Source organism: Corynebacterium pyruviciproducens ATCC BAA-1742 (genome assembly GCF_000411375.1).
Taxonomy (GTDB): Bacteria; Actinomycetota; Actinomycetes; order Mycobacteriales; family Mycobacteriaceae; genus Corynebacterium; species Corynebacterium pyruviciproducens.
On sequence record NZ_KE150448.1, the window covers coordinates 354154 to 374135 of the forward strand.

Annotated in this window: 23 protein-coding genes; 6 read left to right on the plus strand and 17 right to left on the minus strand. The window is 62.8% G+C overall.

Annotated elements, in window-relative coordinates; all coding sequences use genetic code 11:
* Window positions 1–41: 41 nt before the first annotated feature.
* The 5 genes from HMPREF1219_RS12660 to HMPREF1219_RS11195 form a co-directional block, all read right to left on the minus strand.
* Window positions 42–143, minus strand: coding sequence for a 30S ribosomal protein bS22 (locus HMPREF1219_RS12660; RefSeq protein ID WP_003855542.1), 102 nt, complete (start codon window positions 141–143; stop codon window positions 42–44).
* A 160-nt stretch (window positions 144–303) separates the two neighbouring features.
* Window positions 304–495, minus strand: coding sequence for a helix-turn-helix domain-containing protein (locus HMPREF1219_RS11180; protein WP_040427789.1), 192 nt, complete (start codon window positions 493–495; stop codon window positions 304–306).
* A gap of 139 nt (window positions 496–634) precedes the next feature.
* Window positions 635–1408, minus strand: a complete 774-nt coding sequence (gene proC, locus HMPREF1219_RS11185) for a pyrroline-5-carboxylate reductase (protein ID WP_016459044.1) — start codon at window positions 1406–1408, stop codon at window positions 635–637.
* Between the two features lie 3 nt (window positions 1409–1411).
* Window positions 1412–2446 carry an efflux RND transporter permease subunit gene (locus tag HMPREF1219_RS11190; RefSeq protein WP_016459045.1) on the minus strand — a complete coding sequence of 345 codons (1035 nt, stop codon included), beginning with the start codon at window positions 2444–2446 and terminating at the stop codon, window positions 1412–1414.
* On the minus strand, window positions 2443–3387 hold the full coding sequence (locus HMPREF1219_RS11195) for a Ppx/GppA family phosphatase (protein ID WP_084594789.1): 945 nt from the start codon (window positions 3385–3387) through the stop codon (window positions 2443–2445). The genes HMPREF1219_RS11190 and HMPREF1219_RS11195 overlap by 4 nt, the downstream gene beginning before the upstream one ends.
* Window positions 3388–3419: 32 nt before the next feature.
* On the opposite strand from HMPREF1219_RS11195, the gene HMPREF1219_RS11200 reads away from it, so the two are divergent.
* Window positions 3420–4229 (plus strand): DUF3109 family protein, encoded by an 810-nt coding sequence (locus tag HMPREF1219_RS11200; RefSeq protein ID WP_016459047.1) that lies wholly within the window; start codon window positions 3420–3422, stop codon window positions 4227–4229.
* Window positions 4230–4392: 163 nt separating this feature from the next.
* Here the strand turns inward: HMPREF1219_RS11200 and HMPREF1219_RS11205 are convergent, their stop codons facing one another.
* From HMPREF1219_RS11205 to mshA, 4 genes are read right to left on the minus strand one after another with little or no spacing between them, the layout of a single operon-like run.
* A complete protein-coding gene (locus tag HMPREF1219_RS11205; RefSeq protein WP_016459048.1) occupies window positions 4393–5076 on the minus strand; it encodes a response regulator transcription factor in 684 nt (227 codons plus the stop codon).
* Between the two features lie 8 nt (window positions 5077–5084).
* The gene (locus HMPREF1219_RS11210; protein WP_016459049.1) at window positions 5085–6329 is read right to left on the minus strand and encodes a sensor histidine kinase; all 1245 of its coding nucleotides are present in this window, start codon (window positions 6327–6329) and stop codon (window positions 5085–5087) included.
* A gap of 3 nt (window positions 6330–6332) precedes the next feature.
* Window positions 6333–7079, minus strand: coding sequence for a phosphoglyceromutase (locus HMPREF1219_RS11215; RefSeq protein WP_016459050.1), 747 nt, complete (start codon window positions 7077–7079; stop codon window positions 6333–6335).
* Between the two features lie 21 nt (window positions 7080–7100).
* The gene (mshA, locus tag HMPREF1219_RS11220) at window positions 7101–8384 is read right to left on the minus strand and encodes a D-inositol-3-phosphate glycosyltransferase (RefSeq protein ID WP_040427839.1); all 1284 of its coding nucleotides are present in this window, start codon (window positions 8382–8384) and stop codon (window positions 7101–7103) included.
* Between the two features lie 98 nt (window positions 8385–8482).
* Between mshA and HMPREF1219_RS11225 the strand changes: the two genes are divergently transcribed.
* The gene (locus HMPREF1219_RS11225; protein ID WP_051120571.1) at window positions 8483–10243 is read left to right on the plus strand and encodes a long-chain-fatty-acid--CoA ligase; all 1761 of its coding nucleotides are present in this window, start codon (window positions 8483–8485) and stop codon (window positions 10241–10243) included.
* A gap of 247 nt (window positions 10244–10490) precedes the next feature.
* On the plus strand, window positions 10491–11459 hold the full coding sequence (locus HMPREF1219_RS11230; protein ID WP_040427792.1) for a lactate/malate family dehydrogenase: 969 nt from the start codon (window positions 10491–10493) through the stop codon (window positions 11457–11459).
* Between the two features lie 75 nt (window positions 11460–11534).
* On the opposite strand, the gene HMPREF1219_RS11235 is transcribed toward HMPREF1219_RS11230, so the two are convergent.
* Entirely contained in the window at window positions 11535–12578 is a 1044-nt protein-coding gene (locus HMPREF1219_RS11235; RefSeq protein ID WP_016459054.1) for a UDP-N-acetylmuramate dehydrogenase, read from the minus strand.
* Window positions 12579–12602: 24 nt separating this feature from the next.
* Between HMPREF1219_RS11235 and HMPREF1219_RS11240 the strand changes: the two genes are divergently transcribed.
* Both HMPREF1219_RS11240 and HMPREF1219_RS11245 read left to right on the plus strand, forming a co-directional pair.
* Entirely contained in the window at window positions 12603–13094 is a 492-nt protein-coding gene (locus HMPREF1219_RS11240; protein ID WP_016459055.1) for a DUF2505 domain-containing protein, read from the plus strand.
* Entirely contained in the window at window positions 13094–13858 is a 765-nt protein-coding gene (locus tag HMPREF1219_RS11245) for an LmeA family phospholipid-binding protein (RefSeq protein ID WP_016459056.1), read from the plus strand. The genes HMPREF1219_RS11240 and HMPREF1219_RS11245 overlap by 1 nt, the downstream gene beginning before the upstream one ends.
* Here HMPREF1219_RS11245 and HMPREF1219_RS11250 read toward each other — a convergent pair.
* Complete coding sequence (locus tag HMPREF1219_RS11250; RefSeq protein ID WP_016459057.1) at window positions 13845–14198, minus strand: hypothetical protein; 354 nt, start codon at window positions 14196–14198, stop codon at window positions 13845–13847. The two genes, HMPREF1219_RS11245 and HMPREF1219_RS11250, sit on opposite strands and share 14 nt — an antisense overlap.
* Window positions 14199–14212: 14 nt before the next feature.
* Between HMPREF1219_RS11250 and HMPREF1219_RS11255 the strand changes: the two genes are divergently transcribed.
* Window positions 14213–14791, plus strand: a complete 579-nt coding sequence (locus tag HMPREF1219_RS11255; RefSeq protein WP_016459058.1) for a TetR family transcriptional regulator — start codon at window positions 14213–14215, stop codon at window positions 14789–14791.
* A 128-nt stretch (window positions 14792–14919) separates the two neighbouring features.
* Here the strand turns inward: HMPREF1219_RS11255 and HMPREF1219_RS11260 are convergent, their stop codons facing one another.
* From HMPREF1219_RS11260 to HMPREF1219_RS11280, 6 genes are all read right to left on the minus strand, one after another.
* Window positions 14920–15201 (minus strand): DUF2516 family protein, encoded by a 282-nt coding sequence (locus tag HMPREF1219_RS11260; protein ID WP_016459059.1) that lies wholly within the window; start codon window positions 15199–15201, stop codon window positions 14920–14922.
* Window positions 15202–15205: 4 nt separating this feature from the next.
* The gene (locus HMPREF1219_RS13010; RefSeq protein WP_016459060.1) at window positions 15206–15355 is read right to left on the minus strand and encodes a hypothetical protein; all 150 of its coding nucleotides are present in this window, start codon (window positions 15353–15355) and stop codon (window positions 15206–15208) included.
* A 6-nt stretch (window positions 15356–15361) separates the two neighbouring features.
* Entirely contained in the window at window positions 15362–16672 is a 1311-nt protein-coding gene (locus HMPREF1219_RS11265) for a DUF445 domain-containing protein (RefSeq protein WP_016459061.1), read from the minus strand.
* A gap of 80 nt (window positions 16673–16752) precedes the next feature.
* Window positions 16753–17142, minus strand: a complete 390-nt coding sequence (locus HMPREF1219_RS11270) for a hypothetical protein (protein WP_016459062.1) — start codon at window positions 17140–17142, stop codon at window positions 16753–16755.
* A 46-nt stretch (window positions 17143–17188) separates the two neighbouring features.
* Window positions 17189–17944, minus strand: coding sequence for a succinate dehydrogenase/fumarate reductase iron-sulfur subunit (locus HMPREF1219_RS11275; RefSeq protein ID WP_016459063.1), 756 nt, complete (start codon window positions 17942–17944; stop codon window positions 17189–17191).
* Window positions 17944–19932, minus strand: coding sequence for a fumarate reductase/succinate dehydrogenase flavoprotein subunit (locus HMPREF1219_RS11280; RefSeq protein ID WP_040427840.1), 1989 nt, complete (start codon window positions 19930–19932; stop codon window positions 17944–17946). The genes HMPREF1219_RS11275 and HMPREF1219_RS11280 overlap by 1 nt, the downstream gene beginning before the upstream one ends.
* Between the last annotated feature and the right edge of the window lie 50 nt (window positions 19933–19982).

A 19982-nucleotide genomic window follows, 5' to 3' on the forward strand; every position in this document is an offset into this window, starting at 1 on the left:
GCCTTAAGAACAAGTGAGCTGAAAGCCCACGTTCCAAGTTTTTACTTGCCGAGCTTCCTGCGCTGAACGCGGGTACGGCGGAGCATCTTGCGGTGCTTCTTCTTGGACATGCGCTTACGACGCTTCTTGATTACGGAACCCATAGGGCTTTCAACCTCACTTATTTATGTTGGCTTGTTGTAGCTTTCTAGTGTCTCACACAGTCGCGGCTGCCTGATAGCCAACCGCGTCAATAAAAAGTTCAAGACACGAACGGCAACATCATAGCGCTAGCTACTGGAGTACACCAAAATCGGTTGTGTTCTAACCGACTTCGTAGGCGGATGCCTCCAAGTATTCGGACACGGCCTTCTCGTTTACACGGAAAGAACGTCCCACTCGGACCGCCGGCAGCTCGCCTGCGTGGACGAGACGGTACACAGTCATCTTAGAAACGCGCATGATCTCCGCGACTTCCGCCACGGTGAGGAACGTTCCCTTATCTTCTTGTGCCATAGTTATTAACCCTTCGTCGCACGTGCGCGCCGCAGGCTTCCCCTCCTGCAGATAACAGTCACGCATGTGCTTTAAACAGCTTACCGTTAACAGTGTTACTCATGCGACTTAAATGGAGAAAAACTTTTGTTTCCCCACCTCATCGGGGGTTAGTCAGTTCCCTATTTCGCTCCGCACAGGCATCAACTGCAGCGTAGATAGCACTCCTCAAACCGCCATCTTCCAGGGCCCTCACCGCGGCGACCGTGGTCCCGCCCGGGGACGAAACGTCGTAGCGCAACTGGGCCGCGGACTTGTCGCTGGCGAGCATCTCACCGGCTCCCCTGATCGATTGGATGGCCAGCCGGGCACTCACCTCGCGGGTCAAGCCGTGGGCGACCCCGGCGTCGATAAGCGCCTCAGCAAAGAGGTAGACGTAGGCGGGTGAGGAACCGGACAGAGCAGTCACCGCGTCCATGTCCTTCTCGGACACGACGATCGTCTCCCCCACCGACTGCAACAAGGGCTCCACCTCAGCGGTCTCCACGCCCGGCGCGGGGGCGATCGCACACATCCCGGCCCGCTTGAGCATCGGCGTGTTGGGCATCACCCGAATGACGTTGGCGTGGGGTGCAGCCTCCGTCAGCTCCGCGAGCGTCACGCCCGCGGCAAGCGAGACCACTGTGGCCCCCTCCGGCAGGAGCGGGGCAAGCGGGGTGAGTACATCGACGATGGCGTACGGCTTAACGGCAAGGAACACCACCTCACAGGCGGCATCGGCCGGATCCTCCGAGGATGCCACCCCGTAGGTTTGGCGGAAATACGCCGAGCGCTCGGGCCTCCGGTTGATCACGGTGATATCGGTGCGCCCGGAGGAAACCAGGCCCGCCACGAGCGCCTCGCCGATGTTTCCACCGCCGTACACTGCGATCATCGTTTACAGCCCTGTCACCAGTGCCGGGCCGAATGTGAGCACAAGGCCGGTGATTGTGGCCAGCACGGTGGTGAGCGTGTCCTTTCCGGTCTTGAGCGAGTGCACGGCAACACCGATCGCCACTGTCACAACAAGCGCCAGGACAATGACGATGAGTGGCATAAGCGACGAAGCCCACAGGGACATGAAGGCGTAGAACACGAGGACTCCCACGATGAACGCCACGAGGGCCGTGACAACGATCCCCGCGATGGATGGCTTCTCGTCGGACTCGTCGCCATCCGCTACATCCGCGTCGTCGTTGGACTCGCGCTCGGCGAAGTCCGCATCCGCGTAATCCTCCGCGTCCTCGGAATCATCCGGGAAGAAGTCATCGTCGTCATCGTCTTGCTCGAGGCGGGCGGGCGTGGTTTCCTCATCCACCACTACCTTGGGCAAAACGGAGGTGTTATCCGGCGAGGGCTCCGCGGTGTGAACCGGGGCAGCCGTGGACTTGGTCGCCTTTGGCGCCTCCGTGTGCTGGTCCACCACGGGGAACGAGCCGGTGGTCAGTGGCGCGGACTCGCCATCGGTGAATACTCGCAGCACCATCGTGTCATCGGCATCTGCGGCAGCCGAATCGGCGGCCAGGAATTCGCCTGCCTCCTCCTCGGCGCCGTCATCGGCCCGGGTTTCTTCATCGGGCACGTCGCTGGACACGACCGGGCCGGGTTCGGCACGCTTCGCCTCCGTGGCGTACACCCGCGAGCCGCCATCCCCAGTCTCTGCGTCATCCGTGTGGGTGACTGCCGCAACTTCCGGGCCAGTTGTTGCAGGTTCAGCCTGCGGTGCCGTTTGCTCGGAATCGTCGGCATCGATGGGGTGCGTAGTGTGCCGGGCATCCTCCGGCTTTTCCGTCACCTTTGGAATGGATCCGGTGAGCTCAGCAACGGAGATGCCACCCTCGTCAAGGCTGCGACGACGCCGTCTCCGGGAACCATTCTGAGATTTCCCGGACCTGGCTAGCAGCTCAGCTACAGTCAGTTGTTCTTCGCTCATTTTTCTTCTTCCGATTCCAATCCACTATCGATGCGCCGGAGGATAACACCTTCTCGCAAAGCCCAGGGACAAATTTCCATCTGCTCTAATCCTAAAGCACGCATTGAAGCTTCTGCCACGAGCGCACCGGCAACGATTTGGTGGGAACGATCCTGGGAGATCCCCTCCAGCTCCGCGCGGTCCGCCGCCGTCATACGCGAAATAAACGCGATGACCTGCCGCAACCCGGCCGCAGTGAGGGTCCTTTTTACCCTCGGTCCGGCAGACGATGGTGCAGCACCCGTAAGCCGGGCCAAACTGCGGAAAGTTTTTGATGTGGCGACGGCGAGATCAACCTCGCCGCAGGCGCGCAGTTTACGGGCTGGCTCCGCCAGCTCGGCATCAATGTAGTCACGCAGGATGCCAATCTTCTTCTGCGAGGGCGGATCCGTGTCGAACCACGTGTGCGTAAGTCGGCCCGCCCCGAGATCCAGCGAAAACGCGAGATCCGGCTCCTCGTCGGTGCCGGTTGTGAGCTCCAGCGAGCCACCGCCGATATCCAGGTTGGTGATCCGCCCCGCAGACCACCCGTACCAGCGGCGCACCGCGAGGAACGTGAGCCGAGCCTCGTCCACGCCGGAGAGAATCTGCAGGCGGATCCCTGTTTCCTCCTCCACCTTGTCCAGGATTTCTTCCGAGTTCGTCGCGCTTCGGATCGCTGAGGTAGCGATGGGAAGCAGCTCGTCGCACCCGAGTTGCTGGGCTAGCTCTTTGGCCTCTTTTACTCCCCTGAGCAGCTTATTCACGCCCTTGGAGTTGATGGCTCCGTCCTTATCCAGGTACTCCACCAACTTCATCGTGGCTTTCCAGTCACTCATGGGTGTCGGATGCCCGCCCACCCGCGCGTCAATCGCCACGAGGTGGACCGTGTTACTTCCGACATCTAAAACACCTAATCGCACACTCTTAAGGTTAGACGGTCTAAGGTAGCAGCGTGAACAACACCACGGTTTTTTTGGGTTATCCGGACGGAACGCTCGCCGCCGACGCGATCAAGAACGGCACCGAATTGGGCCCGGATTTTCCGCGCGAGTGGTTCGAAATTGTCAACCCAGACGATCCGTTCCATCTGTTCACCTTCGATGTCACCTGGCTTGCCTCCTTCTACCAGTGTGGCTACGGCACCACCTGCCACGGTATCGATGGCGTCCCGTCTCACGGTTGCTGCCCCCACGGCGCCTTTCTTGTCGACGCCGCCGAGCGCCGCAACCTCACCGCCCTTGTCCCGCGTCTCACCCGCTCCGAGTGGGAGAATTTCACCGACGAGCCGGAAGCATGGATGGAGTGGGACGAGATCGACGACGAGCCCAACCCGAAAACAGCCGTGGTGGACGGCATGTGTATCTTTGCTAATTCCGCCGATTTCCCCGGTGGCGCCGGCTGCGCCCTCCATCTCCACGCCCTCAACAACGGGCTCGACCCCGTCGAGGTGAAGCCCGAGGTGTGCTGGCAGCTCCCGCTTCGCAGGCTGGAGGACTACGAGACCCGCGCCGACGGCTCTGAGATTCTCCACACCACCATTACGGAGTACATTCGCCGCGGGTGGGGCGACGGTGGCGAGGATTTCATCTGGTACTGCACCACGAACCCGGATTGCCACAACGCCACGCAGCCCCTGTGGAAGACGGCGAAGAGTGAGCTCACGGCCATGTGTGGCGAGAAAGTGTACGACCTGTTGGCCGAATTCATGGAATCCCGCGGCACCCCCACCGCCGTGCACCCGGCCACTGCCGCCCGGAACTAACCCGGCCCGGCCTCCACATGCACCCGGCCGACACAATCAACCGGGCCGTATCCGGCGCGCGATCCTAACCCGGCCCGGCCCCCACATGCACCCGGCCAACAGAAGCAACCGGGCCAACAAAAAACCGGCAACTCCTTGGGAGCTGCCGGCTGAGAAGTAAGGGCTAGGCCTCGAACTTGTAACCCAGGCCACGCACTGTCACGAGCTGCGTGGGATGGCTGGGCTCGGCCTCGATCTTGGAGCGCAGGCGCTTGACGTGAACGTCGAGAGTCTTCGTATCGCCCACGTAATCGGCACCCCACACGCGGTCGATGAGCTGGCCACGGGTGAGCACGCGGCCAGCGTTGCGGAGAAGGTACTCAAGCAGGTCGAACTCCTTGAGTGGCATGGCCACCTGCTTGCCGTCGACGGTGACGATGTGGCGCTCCACATCGAGGGACACGCGACCACCTTCGAGGATCTGGTCGGCCACCGAGCCATCGGAATCGCCACCGCGTCGCAGCACGGCCCGGATGCGGGCGATGAGCTCACGGGAAGAGTACGGCTTGGTCACGTAGTCGTCGGCGCCGAGCTCCAGACCGAGGACCTTATCCAGCTCCGTGTCGCGGGCGGTGACCATGATGACCGGCACGGTGGACACCTGCCGCAGCCTGCGGCACACATCGGTGCCGCTCATCCCGGGCAGCATGAGATCAAGGAGGACGAGATCAACGTCGTTTTTGTTGAATTCGGTGAGTGCTTCACGGCCGTCAGTGGCGATGATCGCGTCGAAGCCTTCCTTTTTCAGAAGGAAGGCAAGTGGCTCCGCGAGTGATAATTCGTCCTCAACTATGAGCACTGTTGCCATGATATGTCCTACTGCTTCCTTACTTTCTCTTCGCTCCCGCGTGGCCCGCGGGAATCAATCGTCCTGTTTACATCCTGTTTCCTGGCGGGATGAGGGAGATCTTCTTTCTCCTCACCAGGCTTATAGATGGGCAGTTCTATGGTGAAGGTGGACCCCGTCGAAGGCCTCGACCACAGTTTAACCGTTCCACCATGATTAGCGGCCACATGCTTAACAATAGCTAGCCCCAATCCGGTACCACCAGTGGAACGCGAGCGGGCCTTGTCCACGCGGAAGAATCGCTCAAACACGCGCTGTTGGTCCTCCGCCGAAATGCCAATGCCGCGGTCAGTAACGCGGATGTGGACGGTGTCCGCGGACACCACCTTCTGCGTCACCGTGACAGGTGTTTCCGCAGGTGAATAGTTAATTGCATTGGAGATGAGGTTGGTTACCGCGGTGACCAGGAGGTTGAAATCGCCCAGCACGTACACGCCCGTGCGCACGCCCCGGTTGAGGCGAATGCTGGCGTTTTCGGCCTGGACGGTCGTGCGGTTGATGGCTTCGTCCACCACATCGTCGATGAGAACGGGGGTGAGATCGGGCAACGCCTCCGCCCCCTGGAGCTTCGACAGGGAAATGAGTTCGGTGATCATATCGCCGAGTCTGCGTGCTTCCCCGTACAGGCGCTCGCCAAAGTAGTCGACGGACTCGGGGTCATCGATGGATTCAAGCAGCGCCTCGGCGAGCAGCGCAATACCTCCGACGGGGGTCTTGAGCTCGTGGGACACGTTGGCCACAAAGTCGCGGCGGGCGTGTTCCATTCGCACGGCCTCGGATTGATCGGTGGCGTAGACAATGACAAACCTGTCGTCGGTAAGCGTCAGCGGGGCGACCACAACGTGAATGTCGGTGACACGGTTCTTCCCGGTCCGGCGGGGAGCACGCAGGTCCAGGCCACGTTCCTCCTTATCGGAGAGGACAGCGACGGCGAGCTTCCAAATCTCCTCGGCCACCGTGCGTTCGTGGATGAGCCCCATGGTGTGGGCGGAGGCGTTGGACATGACAACCTCGCGGTTGGCGCCGAGGATCGCCACGCCGACGGGCGCCCCCTGGATGGCGAGGTGCAGCACCTGGCTCACGGTGGTGACTCGCGGTTCACTGAGCGTGCGGGCGATCCGGGCCCGGCGCGCGAGTGCCTCCGCAAAGCGATACACCGCCACCCCGATGAGGGTGGCGGCGATGCCTGCTAGGAAGGCGAGGATGTAGAACAAGGTTTACTTGTTGCCCTGGTTGGCAACAGCCTTTGCGCCAGCCTCGGCGGCCTCGGGATCGAGGTAGGTGCCGCCCGGGTTGGCTACGGTGCCGTCCTCGTTGAGTTCGTACACCAGCGGGATGCCGGTGGGGATGTTGAGGCCTGCAATGTCCTCGTCGGAGATGTTGTCCAGGTACTTCACCAGGGCGCGCAGGGAGTTACCGTGGGCCGCAATGAGCACGTTCTTGCCTGCCAGCGCCTGCGGGAGGATCTCCTCCTTGAAGTAGGGGATGAAGCGGGCGACAACGTCCTTGAGGCACTCGGTGCGCGGAACCTGGTCAAGGTTGGCGTAGCGCGGGTCGTGTGCCTGCGAGTACTCGCTGTTATCGTCGAGCTCCGGCGGCGGGGTGCCGTAGGAACGGCGCCACGTCATGAACTTCTCGTCGCCGTACTTCTCCTTCGTGTCGGCCTTGTTGAGGCCTTGCAGGGCGCCGTAGTGGCGCTCGTTGAGGCGCCAGTCGCGGGTGACGGGGATCCACAAACGGTCAGCCTCGTCGAGGGCGATGTTGGCGGTCTGGATGGCGCGACGCAGCAGGGAGGTGTACAAAACGTCCGGCAGGATGTTCTTTTCCTTGAGCAGCTCGCCGCCACGCTTGGCTTCCGCGCGGCCCTTCTCGGTCAGTGCAACGTCAACCCAGCCGGTGAACTGGTTGGATGCATTCCATTCGCTCTGCCCGTGGCGGAGTAAGATCAATTTTCCTTGAGTCATACTCTCAGTTTGCCATGACTTTTATTGCTTGTCGACGCTCACTTCTCCGGTCGCATCTCGGCCCACGCATGGCTCGCGCTTGCGTCCCAGGAGTTCGGTGTAAATCTCCTGCAACCCCTCTGCTGTGTGTTTCCAGGAATAGCGGGCCGCATGGGAGACGGCGGCCTTTCCCATCTCGATGCGGCGATCGTCGTCGGCAAGCAGGCAGTTGAGAACCTGGGCCCAATCGGAGGGATCGTGGGATGGAACCAGAAGCCCCGTGGTGCCGTCGTCCACTGCGATCGGCAGACCACCCACCTTAGCTGCGACGACGGGGGTTCCGGTGGCCTGGGCCTCGAGGGCGACGAGCCCAAAGGACTCGTTGTAGCTCGGCACCGCGACGATGTCGGCGGCCTGGTAGATCCGCACGAGGTCCTCCGGCGGGCGGGGGGCCGTGAACCGCACGTAGCGGGAGATCCCCAGCTCGGCAACGAGGTTTTCGTACTCGCGCGGGCTCGCGTTCTGGCCGGAGGGACCCCCGCACATGATGGCCCGGGTGGTGTAATCAGGATCACTTTCAATGAGTGCGGCCAATGCCCGAATCAGGACATCCGGCCCCTTAAACTTCTGCAGCCGACCGACAAACGCCACCACCTTCGCTTGCAACGGCAGGCCCAATTCGCGGCGCGCGCGTTCTGTGGCCCGGCCCGTGCCAGGTGTGAACAGGTCCGTATCCGCCCCGGGGTTGACTACAACAATCCGGTCCACTTCGGCGTCGTAGTGGGCCACGAGGTCGGCCCGCTCCTCCACGGTGTTGGCGGTGATGATGTCCGCGTTATCGATGATCTGCTGCTCGCAGATGCGGCGCGCCTCGCTCTCCTTCGTATCGTCGAGCGTGCGGTGCGCGTTCTTCACCGCGGCGAGGGTGTGGGCCGTAAAAACGAGCGGCACGTTCCACAGATCGCGCAGCAGCCACCCCACCTGCCCGGATAGCCAGTAGTGGGCGTGAATCACGTCGTAACTTAAGCCATTGCAGCGGGTAAAGCTTTGAATCCCGCCGGCGAAGGCCGCCAGCTGGGTGGGCAGGTCTTCTTTGTCTAGCCCCTCGTACGGCCCGGCCACGATGTTGATTACCCTGAGGTTCTCGGCCGCCTGCACAACCTCCCCCTGACTGGGGATAGTCGCACGTGTGAAAATATCCACCTGCGTGCCCTCTTCGGACAGCTTTTTCGCCGTAGACATGACAAACACGTTGAGCCCGCCTGCGTCCCCCGTTCCTGGCTGCATGAGTGGTGAGGTGTGCATGGAAATCATGGCGATACGCATGGCCCCCATTGTACGGACACGCCACCGCCATTCTTGTTTTGTGCTACTAAGTTTGCCCACGGGGGTGTAGTCTACTTACCCGTAACTATCTCGTCTTTATGATAAGTAGGAAAACTTATCCCCAGCGGAAGGAAGTAGAAGTGGCACAGGCTTACGAAACCAAGGCGTGGCTCAAGCATTACGCCCCATGGACGCCCCACGAGCTCGATTACAGCGACACCACCATCGCCTCGCTATACAGGGAGAACCTCGCCAACAACGCAGATAAGCCGGCAACCTACTTCTTCGGTCGCACCATGACTTTTGCGGAGCTAGACAAGCAGGTGCGTCGCGCAGCCGCCGGCCTGCGCGCGTTCGGTGTGCGGCCCGGTGACCGCGTCGCTCTCGCGATGCCCAACTGCCCGCAGCACATCATCGCGTTCCACGCCATCCTCCAACTCGGCGCCATCGTTGTCGAGCACAACCCGCTGTACACGGCCCACGAGCTGGAAGAGCCGTTCAAGGATCACGGTGCCCGCATCGCCATCAGCTTTGACAAGACCAGCTCGACGCTGGAGCAGCTGCGCGCCACCACCCCGCTGGAGACGATTATCTCCGTCAACCTCATCAACGCGATGCCGCGCTACATGCAGCTCGCCCTGCGGATTCCGCTGCCCCCGCTGAGTAAGACCCGCGAGCGACTCACGGGCTTCGCCCCCAACACGGTGCCGTGGGAAACGCTGTGCTCGTCCGCCATCGGCGGCGACGGCTCCGACATCGAATTCCCCGAGGTGACCAAGGATGATACCGCTGTCATCTTGTACACCTCCGGCACCACCGGCGTGCCCAAGGGTGCCCAGCTCACGCACGGCAACCTGCACTCAAACGTGAAGATGGGTGCCGCGTGGGTCCCCGGGTTCCCCCACGAGGACGAGCGCATCCTCGCCGCTCTTCCCCTCTTCCACGCCTACGGCATGACGTTTGCTGCCACGCTGCCGTTCTACGGCGGCTCCGAGATGGTGCTTCTGCCCACCCCAGATCTCAAGCTCATCATGCAGGTGATGAAGAAGCACACGCCTACCTTCGTTCCTGGTGTCCCCACACTGTACGAGAAGATCCTCGAGGCGGCAGAGCAGACGGGCACCGACATTTCCGGTATCAATAACGCCTTCTCTGGCGCTTCTACACTGCCGGTTTCGCTCGTCGAACGGTGGGAAGCCGCCACGGGTGGACGCCTGGTGGAGGGCTACGGCCTCACCGAGTGCTCCCCCATCCTCACGGGCAACACGATGGATGGCAACCGCCGTCCCGGCTGGATCGGCGTTCCCTTCCCGGACACAGTGGTCCGCATTTGTGACACCGAGGATCCCTCCCGGGTGCTTCCCGACGGCGAGGAGGGCGAGATTCAGGCCAAGGGCCCGCAGGTGTTCAAGGGCTACCTCAACAAGCCCGAGGCCACCGAGGCCAGCTTTGTCGACGGTTGGTACCGCACCGGGGACGTCGGTGTGATGGACGACGAGGGCTACATCAAGATCGTCTCCCGTCTCAAGGAGGTCATCATCACAGGTGGCTTCAACGTCTACCCTGTCGAGGTGGAAGAAGTGCTCCGGGCTCACCCCGACATCGACGATGTGGCCGTTGTGGGCCTCCCCCGTGGCGACGGCTCCGAGATCGTCACCGCGGCGATCACCCTCAACGAGGGTGCCGCTCTCGACCCCGAGGGCCTCAAGGAATACTGCCGCACCCAGCTCACCCGCTACAAGGTGCCGCGCAAGTTCTTCCACTTTGAGGACATGCCCCGCGACATGATGGGCAAGATTCGCCGTCGCGACGTTCGCGATCAGATCATCGAGCGCAACGACATCAAGCCTGCCAAGTAAGTACTTGGCAATCCGGCCCGCCTGAGCGCGGGCCGTTTGTGTATTCACGGGCGGGCCCAGGTGGATACGTCACCGCCCCGAACCCGGCCCGCTCCCACCTGGTTTTCACCAGCGAATATGACGCGGGCCAAGCACGGCGAGCCAAATTGGTCACACATTTCCATAACGTGAGATATTTATCTCATTCCGCTTTTATAAGGTGCCAAAAGCGCACATCTTCCCACGTACCGGGGTAAAGCTAGTTGGTATGACGAATTTGAAGCATGGACCACGTTTGGTAATTATCGGCGTCGGGCACGTCGGCTCCCAGGTACTCACCGAGGCGGTGCGGGCCGGGATTTTCTCAGAGATCGTAACGATCGATAAGAAGGAAGGCACGGCTTACGGCGAGGCCCTCGACCACCACCAGGCTTCTGCGCTGCCCGGCGACCCGGGTGTGACACTGCGCAGCGGCGATTACGATGACTGCAAGGACGCGGATGTCATCATCTGTGCCGCCGGCCCCTCCATCATCCCGGATGGGTCCGGCTCGCAGCCGGACCGGACATCACTCACCGGCATCAACGCGAAGGAGATCCGCCAGGTGATGACGGACCTCACCTCCGTTACGCGCGACCCGGCCCTCATTTTTATCACCAACCCGCTGGACACGATGGTGTTCTTGGCTCAAAACGAGTTCGATTACCCGCGCGCGTTTGGCACGGGCACGATGCTCGATTCTTCCCGGTTGCGCCGCATCGTGGCCGATCGCCTCGGCATTTCCCCGGCGACGGTGTCCGGCTACATGATGGGTGAGCACGGCACCACCGCGTTCCCCGTCCTCTCGCGCCTCACCGCATGCGGCATCCGGGCCGACGAATTTAAGGAGCACTTCGGCGTGGAGCTTGACCCGGAGGAGATCCGCCAGTCGGTTGTCTCCGCCGCCTACGACGTGTTCAACGCGAAGGGCTGGACAAACGCCGCCGTCGCTCGCTCCGCCGTCCTCCTGGGCCGGGCTGTGCTTTTCGACGAACAGGCAATGTGGCCTGTATGCTCCACCCTCCACGGTGAATACGGATTCGACGGGGATGTCGCGTTCTCCCTCCCCTCCATCATCGGCGCGGACGGCGTGGAAAAGCGATTCGCCGTGTCCCTCAACGAGTGGGAGCAAGAGCAGCTCGCCGCCACCGCAGCAGACATCCAACAGACGATCAAGGACGCTGAGGTCCGCTACTAGCGGAACCGTTCCGGGCCCGGCCAGATCCCGGTCAGGCCCGGCAGCCGGCTGGCGCGTGCGGTTTTCGGCCGAGCGCTACAGTTCCAGGCCCACCCACACCGGCTCCGGGCGCAGTTCAATACCCGTTTTGTCGTACACGCCGTCCCGGATAGTGCGGGCCAGGGCCGCGATGTCCGCGGCGGTGGCGGAGCCACGGTTGGTAAGCGCCAACGTGTGCTTGGTGGAGAGGCGCGCCGGGGCCCCCTCGCCGGGGTACCCCCGGTTAAAGCCCGCCATCTTATCGATGAGCCACGCCGCCGACAGCTTCACCTGGCCATCGTCGGCCGGGTAACGGGGGGCATCCTCGGGGAGGGTATCTGCAAGGCTCGAATCCACGATCGGGTTGGTGAAGAAGGAACCGGCGCTCCACGTGTCGTGGTCCGCGGGGTCGTACACCATCCCCTTACCGCGACGCAGCTCCAGCACCGCCTCGCGTACCTCGGCTGCGGGCCGGCGTTCACCGCCGTGGGAGGCGCCGAGCTTTTTAGCAAGCTGGCCAAAGCGCAGCGGGTGAGACATGCCGTCGGGGCGCAGCTCGAGCTCGATCTCCAGCACAACGGCCCGGCCGGTGAATTTCAGGTTGGAATAGCGGTAGGAGAGCTCGAGCTCGTCCGCGTCGACCCACTCCACCGCGCCCGTGCGGCGATCGAAAAGCTTCACCCGCCGCAGGACGTCGGCGATTTCCGCCCCGTAGGCGCCGACGTTTTGCACCGGCGTGGCTCCCGCCGAGCCGGGGATGCCGCTCAGGCACTCGATGCCACCCAGGCCCGCCTCCACGGTCTTCCTCACCACGTCGTCCCACCGGGCACCCGCCTCGGCACGGACTGTGGCCCCCTCGAAAACAACGTTGTCCTGGGCCATGATGACCGCAACGCAGTCGACTGGGCCGTCGGCCACAAGAAGGTTGCTGCCACCCCCGACGATGAGCGCGTCGGGGTGCTTGCCCACCACGTCGATGACGCCCTGCTGGGTGGTGCAGCGATACGCCGCGCGGGGCTTCCCGCCCACGTGAAGCGTGGTCAGGTCAGCGAAAGTAACGTCGATGAGCTCGGTGCCGGCAGCCTGCGTGGAATCAAACACACCTTTAACGGTAGTCTTAAGCCTATGACTGCACGAAATGAAGTAACTGTCACTATCCCCCACTCCAAGGAAAAGGTTCTCCAGGCGTGGCGTACCCGCGAGTTCTGGGAGTTCGACACCAAGAACCTCACCACCGAGCCCGGTGAGGTGCACGAATTCACCGAGGCCGACGGCAAGGTTGACGTTGCCCTGTACGAGGTTATGGCCATGTCCCTCCTCCCCGAGGCCGTCCAGGGGATGATCAGCCAGGACCTCAAGATCAAGCGCACGTTCCACCTTGAGGACGAGAACACCGCCAAGTACAACAGCGACGTCAAGGGCACCCCCGTGGACTTCGGCGCGGACATCGCCGTCGCCGGCGAGGGCGACACCACCACGCTGACCTACTCCAACACCGTCGACGTGAAGATCCCGTTCATGGGTGCCGCCATCGAGCCGAAGGTGGCCGAGGCGCTGGAGCAGACCACCCAGCACGAGGCCGAGCTCATGGCCCAGTGGATCTCTGACAACCTGTAATGGCGAAGCTTGGCAAAGCCCTGGCGGCCATCGTCGTCATCCTTCTCGTGGTGGCCGCCGCGGCTGAGTTTGGCCTGCGCTGGTACATCGGCGACAAGCTGGAGACCTCGGTGAGGGCGCAATCCACGGTGGAGATCACCGAGGACCCGTCCATCGCCTTCGGTTCCACGCCACTGCTGTTCAGCCTGGTCACCCACACGGTGCCGACGGTGGATCTATCGGTTCCCTCGACGCTCAACATCACCCCCGACGACCCGGCCCCCGCTATCGCTGGAGCCCCCGCCGCCGATGTGAGCCTCACTGACCTCGATATTTCCAACCCGAACGTGCTCTCCGCGGCCCACATGACCGTGCGGGTGGAGCTTCCCGACGAATTCCTGCTTGCCACCATCCAGCAACAGATGGCGGCCAACCCGCCCTCGACGGGCAGTGCGCTGGGTGATGCCTTGCTCAAGCAATTTGTCCGCATCAGCAACCTGACCAGCACCGCCACCTCCGGGACGGTGGACGTGGAGTTCACCGACGGCGCGGCCACGCTGGGGCTCGAGCCCCGCGTGGAGGCCGGCCGCCTCACGTTCCGGGCCACGAACGCCCAGCTTTTGGGGTTCGAGGTGCCGCAGGAGATCGTCGATGCGATCTCCGAGTCTCTGGCGGATGCGGCCCGCGATGCGGCCGGCCAGATGAACGTCGACAAGCTAGAGGTGAAAGACGGACTCATCGAACTCACGGTGAGCCAGGACAACCCCCAGTTCAGGACACAGTAACCCAGGCGGCGGGGACCTCCCGCACAGCCTCCTCCTCCCCCTGACGGACGCGCAGTCCCAGGGGGATTTCCTCACTCACGGACTCCTTAATGGCGATGAACTCGGACAACAGGGCCGAGGGGTCCGTCAGATACTCGCGGCGCGGAACGTACTCCACCTCCGTCGCCCCCATCGCCACCGCCAACCGAGCCTCGGCAGCCTTCACCAGCGTCTGCGAGGCCCCCAGCGGGTAGCCCACGACGCAGCGGACGTGCTCCCCCGTGAGCGGCAGGTGCGTAGGCAGCACGGTAACCGGGCCATCAAGCGTCGGTTTGTCCAACGGATCTAAATATTCACGCATGGCACAATAGTAGAATGAGCACCCGATCGGAGACCACCAGGAGGTTGCGCGACGCGGCCCGCGCAGCAGTCATCGCGGACGGCATCGGCGGGTGTCGCATCGACCGCATCTGCAAACGCGCGGGGCTGACCAGGGGCGCGTTCTACTCCAATTACTCAAACCTCGAGGAGCTCCTCTCCGCAACACTTTCGGAGCACCTGACAGTGCTCACCAACCGCGCCCTCTCCCTTGATGCCGAGTGGGTGGAAACCATCACCCGGTTCACTCCCGAGTTGTACGCGCTTGACGGCCCGGAAAAAATCGCCACCCTTCTGCTCAACGTGGCAGTGGCCACGGGGCTGACCGGAGAGGCGGAGCTCATCAACATGGAGACCCTCACCGCCGCGGCGCATGGGTGGATGCCCACACTGCCGCTCGACGCGATGCGCGATGCGCTTACCCACGTGGGCCGGGTTGTGCTCACCGCCGCCGGGCGCACCCCCACCACCGACGACGACACGCTGGGAATCATCCTCATGCGGCTCGCCCCCCGCGACGCGCTCAACGCGAATCTCGCCGCGACACTTTTTATGGCCCTCTCCGAGCCCGACTAGGACCAGCCCCTCTGGCCGTGGCACCGCCCCCATCAAACGGTACAACGACACGCCTCGTCCCCCGGCCGGTGGCACGGGTGCAGGAAGCAGAAAAACCCGGGTGTAAAACACCCGGGTTTTGTGCCCACTTAGTAGCTCAGGACGTCCTTGATGCTGGGGCGCACGTCGCACCAGTAGATGCCGATGACCACCATGCCGATCCAGCCAACGAACGGAACGAAGAACAGGAACTGGGCCAAGGTAGCGGCGGCGAGGATCGCCACCCACGTCATCTTCGGTTTCCGGTCAGCAGCCGGGAAGGCATCCTCCCTCGTCATGAGGCACTGCACGATGCCGACAACGCCGGCTAGTGCCACCGCGAGGAAAATCGCCTGGACAATGCGGGTAAAAATGAGTGTAGCGAGCGCCATAAATCTAGTTATTCTTCTTTCTCAGGTTGGACCAGTCCGTGTCACGCGAAGCCTGCTTCACGTCCTCAACAAGCTGCGTACGCGACTCACGGGTGCGCACGTTGAGGTTGGAAACGAACTGCTTGATCGTCTCAATAATCTTGGAAAATTCCATGGTTAGTTACCCTCCAAAGAGTACAAAGGACACAGTATAGATGGCCAGCCCCGCGAGCGCGCCCACGATGGTGCCGTTAAGTCGAATATACTGCAAATCCTTACCCACCATGAGCTCGATCTTGTCGCTGGCTTCCTCCGCGTCCCAGCGTTCCACCGTCTCCGAGATGATGGCCGTGATTTCCGGGGCGTAGTTGTTGGCCAGGAAGCGGGCCGCTTTCTGGATCTTCTCGTCCAGCTGGTTGCGGCGCTCCGCGTCGTCGAGGAGGTTTCTCCCCTGCTGTTCCACGAACTCCGCAAACCGGACCCGCAGAATTGATGTTTCGTCCGTCAGAGCGCTTGTCAGCGCCTCCACGGCATTCTTCCACAGCACGACGGGAATCTCCTTCACCGCCGTAGATTCGAGGATGCCGGCCTTGAGCTCCTCAATCCGGGCCATGGTCTTCTCGTCGCCTTGGAGGTCGATGGCGAACTGGGCGATCACGCGGCGCACCGCATCCCGGGCGGGGTGGTGAGTATCGCGGGCCACGTCGGCGGTCCACTTGACCGCCTCGCGGTACACCTTGTCGCCCACCAGCCGGTTGGCAAACTCGGGGGCCCAGGCGGGGGCGCGATCGTCGATAAGCGAGGTGATGAAGCTCTCAGACTCGTACGTCTTGCGGTGCAGCCACTGGGCCACCTCCTCGATGATGGGCTCCGTCTTGCCGTCGTCGATGAGCTGCTGGAGCACACGCCCCATGGGCGGGCCCCACTCGGGCTCTGCGGCCCGGTCGATGATGAGAGTGCGGATGAGCGCCTGCGCATCGTCCTGGGGCACCTCCGTGAGCACCTTGGCCCCCAGGGTGCCCGCCTCGCGGGAGACAGCCCGGGCGTGCTGGGGATCCGACAACCACTGCCCAATCCGGTTGGGGATGCCGGCCTCACGCACCTTCGCCACGATGAGCTCTGCGTTGAGGAAGTTCTCCCCCACGAATTGGCTGAGCGCCCCACCCAGCTGGTCCTTCTTGTTCTTCACAATCGCCGTGTGTGGGATCTTCAGCCCCAGCGGGTGACGGAAGAGGGCGGTGACCGCGAACCAGTCGGCCAACCCGCCGATCATGCCCGCCTCGGCGGCTGCCCGGACGAACCCCACCCACTGCGGCGAATCCGGCGCAGTGTGCACCTGCCAGTAGCGGCACAGGAGGTAGATGACGGTGGCCACGAGCAGCAGACCGGTGGCGATCGCCTTGTGCTTGCGCAGCGCCTTGCGGCGTTCGGCCTCAACCTCTGGGGAGGGCCCTGGGACGGGTAACGATGGCATAGTAGCCATTGTAGACATGCAAAAACCAGCCCCACCGCTCCGCATGAGGTGCAAGAGGCGTAAAACGGTGCGACTGGTTATTAGTCTTCTTTAAACGACTAGTGCTTGTAGCCCGTGGCCTTGGAGAACTTCTTCCAGTCACGGCGGCCGTAGGCGATGAGGCCGAAGCCGACAATGACGAGCACGGCGGTGAGCACAATGCCCACGGTCATGATCGTTCCGTTCATCGTCGGGGCGCCACCGGCAAGGCCGAACACCAAGGTGCCGAGGCCTGCGAGGGCGGCGAGCACCAAACCAGCACCCAGCCAGGTGGAGGTCTTCAGCAGCGAAGAGTGCGGTGCAACGAGGGAAACCGGCTGGTAACCATCGACGTAACGGCTTACGTCGAGGGAGCCAATCTCCCTGTTCTCCTGTGTTGCGTCGCTGTGCACGCCGGACACGGCGGTCGCCGTGTGGCCTTCGCCTCGCAGAGCGTGGTTATCGGTCATCGCCATCTGCCTTTCTACAAAATATTTCTCAAGTTACGGATTAACTTTAGTCGTCTTTACCACGAAGAGCAGCTCGTGCGCGTTCTTTCGTCACAATGGATACCGCCGTAAGGGGGATACCCGCCGGGCAGACATCGGCGCACTCGCCGTACAGGGAGCACGGGCCAAAGTTGGTCTCGAGCTCGTCGATCATGCGACGTGCACGGCGACCGCGCTCGTGCTCACCCATCGGGGTGAGACGCAAGTGCTGCAGCTTAGCGCCGGTGAACAGGTGGGCTGCTCCGTTCGGGCAGGCGGCGACGCAGGCGCCACAGCCGATGCAGGCCGCAAAGTCGAGAGCCTTCTCGGCGTTCTCGTGGCTCGTTGCCAGCGTGTCAGCATCCGGTGCGGTACCGGCGTTGACGGAGACGTAGCCGCCCTTTTCCATGACGCGGTCGAGAGCGGAGCGGTCCACCACAAGGTCACGGATGACCGGGTACACGGCGGAGCGGAACGGCTCGATCTTCAGGGTATCGCCGTCGTGGTACAGGTCCTCGCTCAGACGCTGCTGGCAGGCGGGCTTGTTCTTGTCCAGGCCGTGCGGGCGACCGTTGACCATGAGGCCACAGGTGCCACAAATACCTTCGCGGCAATCAGATGCGAATGCGAACGGCTCCTTGCCCTCCTCGATGAGCCCGAGGTTGACGTGATCCAGGAGCTCGAGGATGGACATCTGCGGAACAGCGTCCTCCACCTCGACTGTCTCGAAGTGACCCTCGGAGTTCGAGTCGGCCTGACGCCAGATTTCAAGAGTGAGTTTCATTACTTGTAATTCCTTGTCATCAGAGGGATTTCTTCGAAGTACAGGGGCTCCGCGTGGCGGATGAAGTGCTTATCGCCGCCGCGCTCCCACGCGGACACGAAGCACCAGTTCTCGTCGTCACGCTCGGCCTCGCCATCCTCACTGAGGTGGTCGGAGCGGTAGTGAGCGCCACAGGACTCGTCGCGATCCAGGGCGTCGATGCACATGAGCTCGCCCAGATCGAAGTAGTCCGCAACGCGGTTGGCCAGCTCGAGGGTCTGGTTCATCTCGTCGGCGGAACCGGGGATGAACAGGTCAGACCAGAACTGGTCGCGCAGCTCGCGCAGCTCCGGAAGCGCCTCGCTGAGGGCCTCGGTGTTGCGATCCACGCCACACTTGTCGTACAGGATCTTGCCCAGCTTCTCGTGGAAGTAATCCGGGCCGTGAGAACCCTTGATGTTCATGAGCTTCTCGATCCGGTCGTGGGCACGCTGCAGGGCGGCCTTGGCGGCCGGGCAATCGGCGGGAGGAAGCTCCTCGCCGAGGTGCTGACCGAGGTAGTTCGGGACCGTGAACGGGAGGGTGAACCAGCCGTCCACGGAGGCGGACAGCAGGGAGTTCGCACCCAGGCGGTTGGCGCCGTGGTAGGTCCAGGAGCACTCGCCGGCCGCAAACAGGCCCTCGACGTTGGTCATCTCATCAAAGTCGGTCCACAGGCCACCCATGGTGAAGTGGCAGGTGGGGGCGATGCGCATCGGCGTGGTGTAGGGATCCTCGCCAATGGTCTCCTCGTACATGTCGAACAGGTTGCCGTAGCGCTCTGCCACGGTCTCCTTGCCCAAACGCTCAATGGCGTCGCGGAAGTCGAGGTAGGCCGAGTTGTGATTCGGGCCCACGCCGTACCCCTTCACCAGCTGGTGAGTGATGGCACGGGAAGCAACGTCGCGGGGCACGAGGTTGCCGAACGCCGGGTAGCGACGCTCGAGGAAGTAATCGCGCTCCTCGTCCGGGATCGTGTTCGGGTCGCGGTCGTCGCCCTTTTCCTTCGGGCACCAGATGCGGCCGTCGTTACGCAGCGACTCGGACATGAGGATCGTCTTGGACTGCCAATCGGAGTTCTTGGGCAGGCCCGTCGGGTGGAACTGAATGAACGAGGGGCTCGCCATGAAGGCGCCCTGATCGTAGGCGCGCATCATAGCCGAGGCGTTGGAGTTCTTGGCCAGCGTGGTCTTGTGGAACACGTTGCCGTAACCGCCGGTGGCCAGGACCACAGCGTGGCCCATGTGGGCGGTGAGCTCACCGGTGATGAGGTTGCGCATAACCACACCGCGGCAGACCTTCTTGCCGTCCTTCTCGTCCACGATGATGTCGTACAAATCGTTGTGCGTGAACATCTCAACGGTTCCGGCGTCAATCTGGCGCTGCAGTGCGGATGCGGAAGCAAGCTGCAGCTGCTGGCCCGTCTGGCCGCGGGTGTAGTAGGTGCGGGACACCTGCACACCACCGAAGGAGCGGGTGGCGAGCGTGCCGCCGTACTCGCGGGCGAACGGGGCGCCGATAGCGTTCATGTGGTCGATGACGCGCACGGACTCGACGGCCAGGCGCCAGCAGTCGGCCTCGCGGCAGCGGTAGTCGCCACCCTTGACCGTGTCCTTGACGTGGCGGTACGTGGAGTCGTTATCTACCTTCTTGCCGCGGGCAGAGTTCACGCCACCCTGGGCAGCGATGGAGTGCGCACGACGCGGGGCGTCGTGGTAGGTGAACACCTTGATGTTGTAGCCGAGCTCACCGAGGGCGGCAGCTGCTGCAGCGCCCGCGAGGCCCGTGCCGACGACGATGATGGTGAACTTGCGGCGGTTGAGCGGGGAAACCAGCGTCATGTGCGCCTTGTGGTAATCCCAGGCCTCCTTGAGCGGCACGCCCTCCGGCAGGCCGGCCTCGAGGATATTACCCAGCTCCACCTCGCTCACCGACGACGCGGGAGCGGTGAATTCTTGCCCGTTGGGCATGGTGTAGGTGTCAGTGCTCTTGATCACGCCTGGCGTAGCGCCTGCCTCTT

Excerpts from the sequence above, each read along its gene's own strand:
- HMPREF1219_RS11245 (WP_016459056.1), top strand. The coding sequence starts at position 13,094 with ATGGCGAAGCTTGGCAAAGCCCTGGCGGCCATCGTCGTCATCCTTCTC.
- HMPREF1219_RS11190 (WP_016459045.1), bottom strand. The coding sequence starts at position 2,446 with ATGAGCGAAGAACAACTGACTGTAGCTGAGCTGCTAGCCAGGTCCGGG.
- proC (WP_016459044.1), bottom strand. The coding sequence starts at position 1,408 with ATGATCGCAGTGTACGGCGGTGGAAACATCGGCGAGGCGCTCGTGGCG.
- HMPREF1219_RS11265 (WP_016459061.1), bottom strand. The coding sequence starts at position 16,672 with ATGTCTACAATGGCTACTATGCCATCGTTACCCGTCCCAGGGCCCTCC.
- HMPREF1219_RS11240 (WP_016459055.1), top strand. The coding sequence starts at position 12,603 with ATGACTGCACGAAATGAAGTAACTGTCACTATCCCCCACTCCAAGGAA.
- HMPREF1219_RS11225 (WP_051120571.1), top strand. The coding sequence starts at position 8,483 with ATGATAAGTAGGAAAACTTATCCCCAGCGGAAGGAAGTAGAAGTGGCA.
- HMPREF1219_RS13010 (WP_016459060.1), bottom strand. The coding sequence starts at position 15,355 with ATGGAATTTTCCAAGATTATTGAGACGATCAAGCAGTTCGTTTCCAAC.
- HMPREF1219_RS11275 (WP_016459063.1), bottom strand. The coding sequence starts at position 17,944 with ATGAAACTCACTCTTGAAATCTGGCGTCAGGCCGACTCGAACTCCGAG.
- HMPREF1219_RS11255 (WP_016459058.1), top strand. The coding sequence starts at position 14,213 with ATGAGCACCCGATCGGAGACCACCAGGAGGTTGCGCGACGCGGCCCGC.
- HMPREF1219_RS11260 (WP_016459059.1), bottom strand. The coding sequence starts at position 15,201 with ATGGCGCTCGCTACACTCATTTTTACCCGCATTGTCCAGGCGATTTTC.
- HMPREF1219_RS12660 (WP_003855542.1), bottom strand. The coding sequence starts at position 143 with ATGGGTTCCGTAATCAAGAAGCGTCGTAAGCGCATGTCCAAGAAGAAG.
- HMPREF1219_RS11205 (WP_016459048.1), bottom strand. The coding sequence starts at position 5,076 with ATGGCAACAGTGCTCATAGTTGAGGACGAATTATCACTCGCGGAGCCA.
- HMPREF1219_RS11280 (WP_040427840.1), bottom strand. The coding sequence starts at position 19,932 with ATGCCCAACGGGCAAGAATTCACCGCTCCCGCGTCGTCGGTGAGCGAG.
- HMPREF1219_RS11230 (WP_040427792.1), top strand. The coding sequence starts at position 10,491 with ATGACGAATTTGAAGCATGGACCACGTTTGGTAATTATCGGCGTCGGG.
- HMPREF1219_RS11270 (WP_016459062.1), bottom strand. The coding sequence starts at position 17,142 with ATGACCGATAACCACGCTCTGCGAGGCGAAGGCCACACGGCGACCGCC.
- mshA (WP_040427839.1), bottom strand. The coding sequence starts at position 8,384 with ATGCGTATCGCCATGATTTCCATGCACACCTCACCACTCATGCAGCCA.
- HMPREF1219_RS11215 (WP_016459050.1), bottom strand. The coding sequence starts at position 7,079 with ATGACTCAAGGAAAATTGATCTTACTCCGCCACGGGCAGAGCGAATGG.
- HMPREF1219_RS11180 (WP_040427789.1), bottom strand. The coding sequence starts at position 495 with ATGGCACAAGAAGATAAGGGAACGTTCCTCACCGTGGCGGAAGTCGCG.
- HMPREF1219_RS11250 (WP_016459057.1), bottom strand. The coding sequence starts at position 14,198 with ATGCGTGAATATTTAGATCCGTTGGACAAACCGACGCTTGATGGCCCG.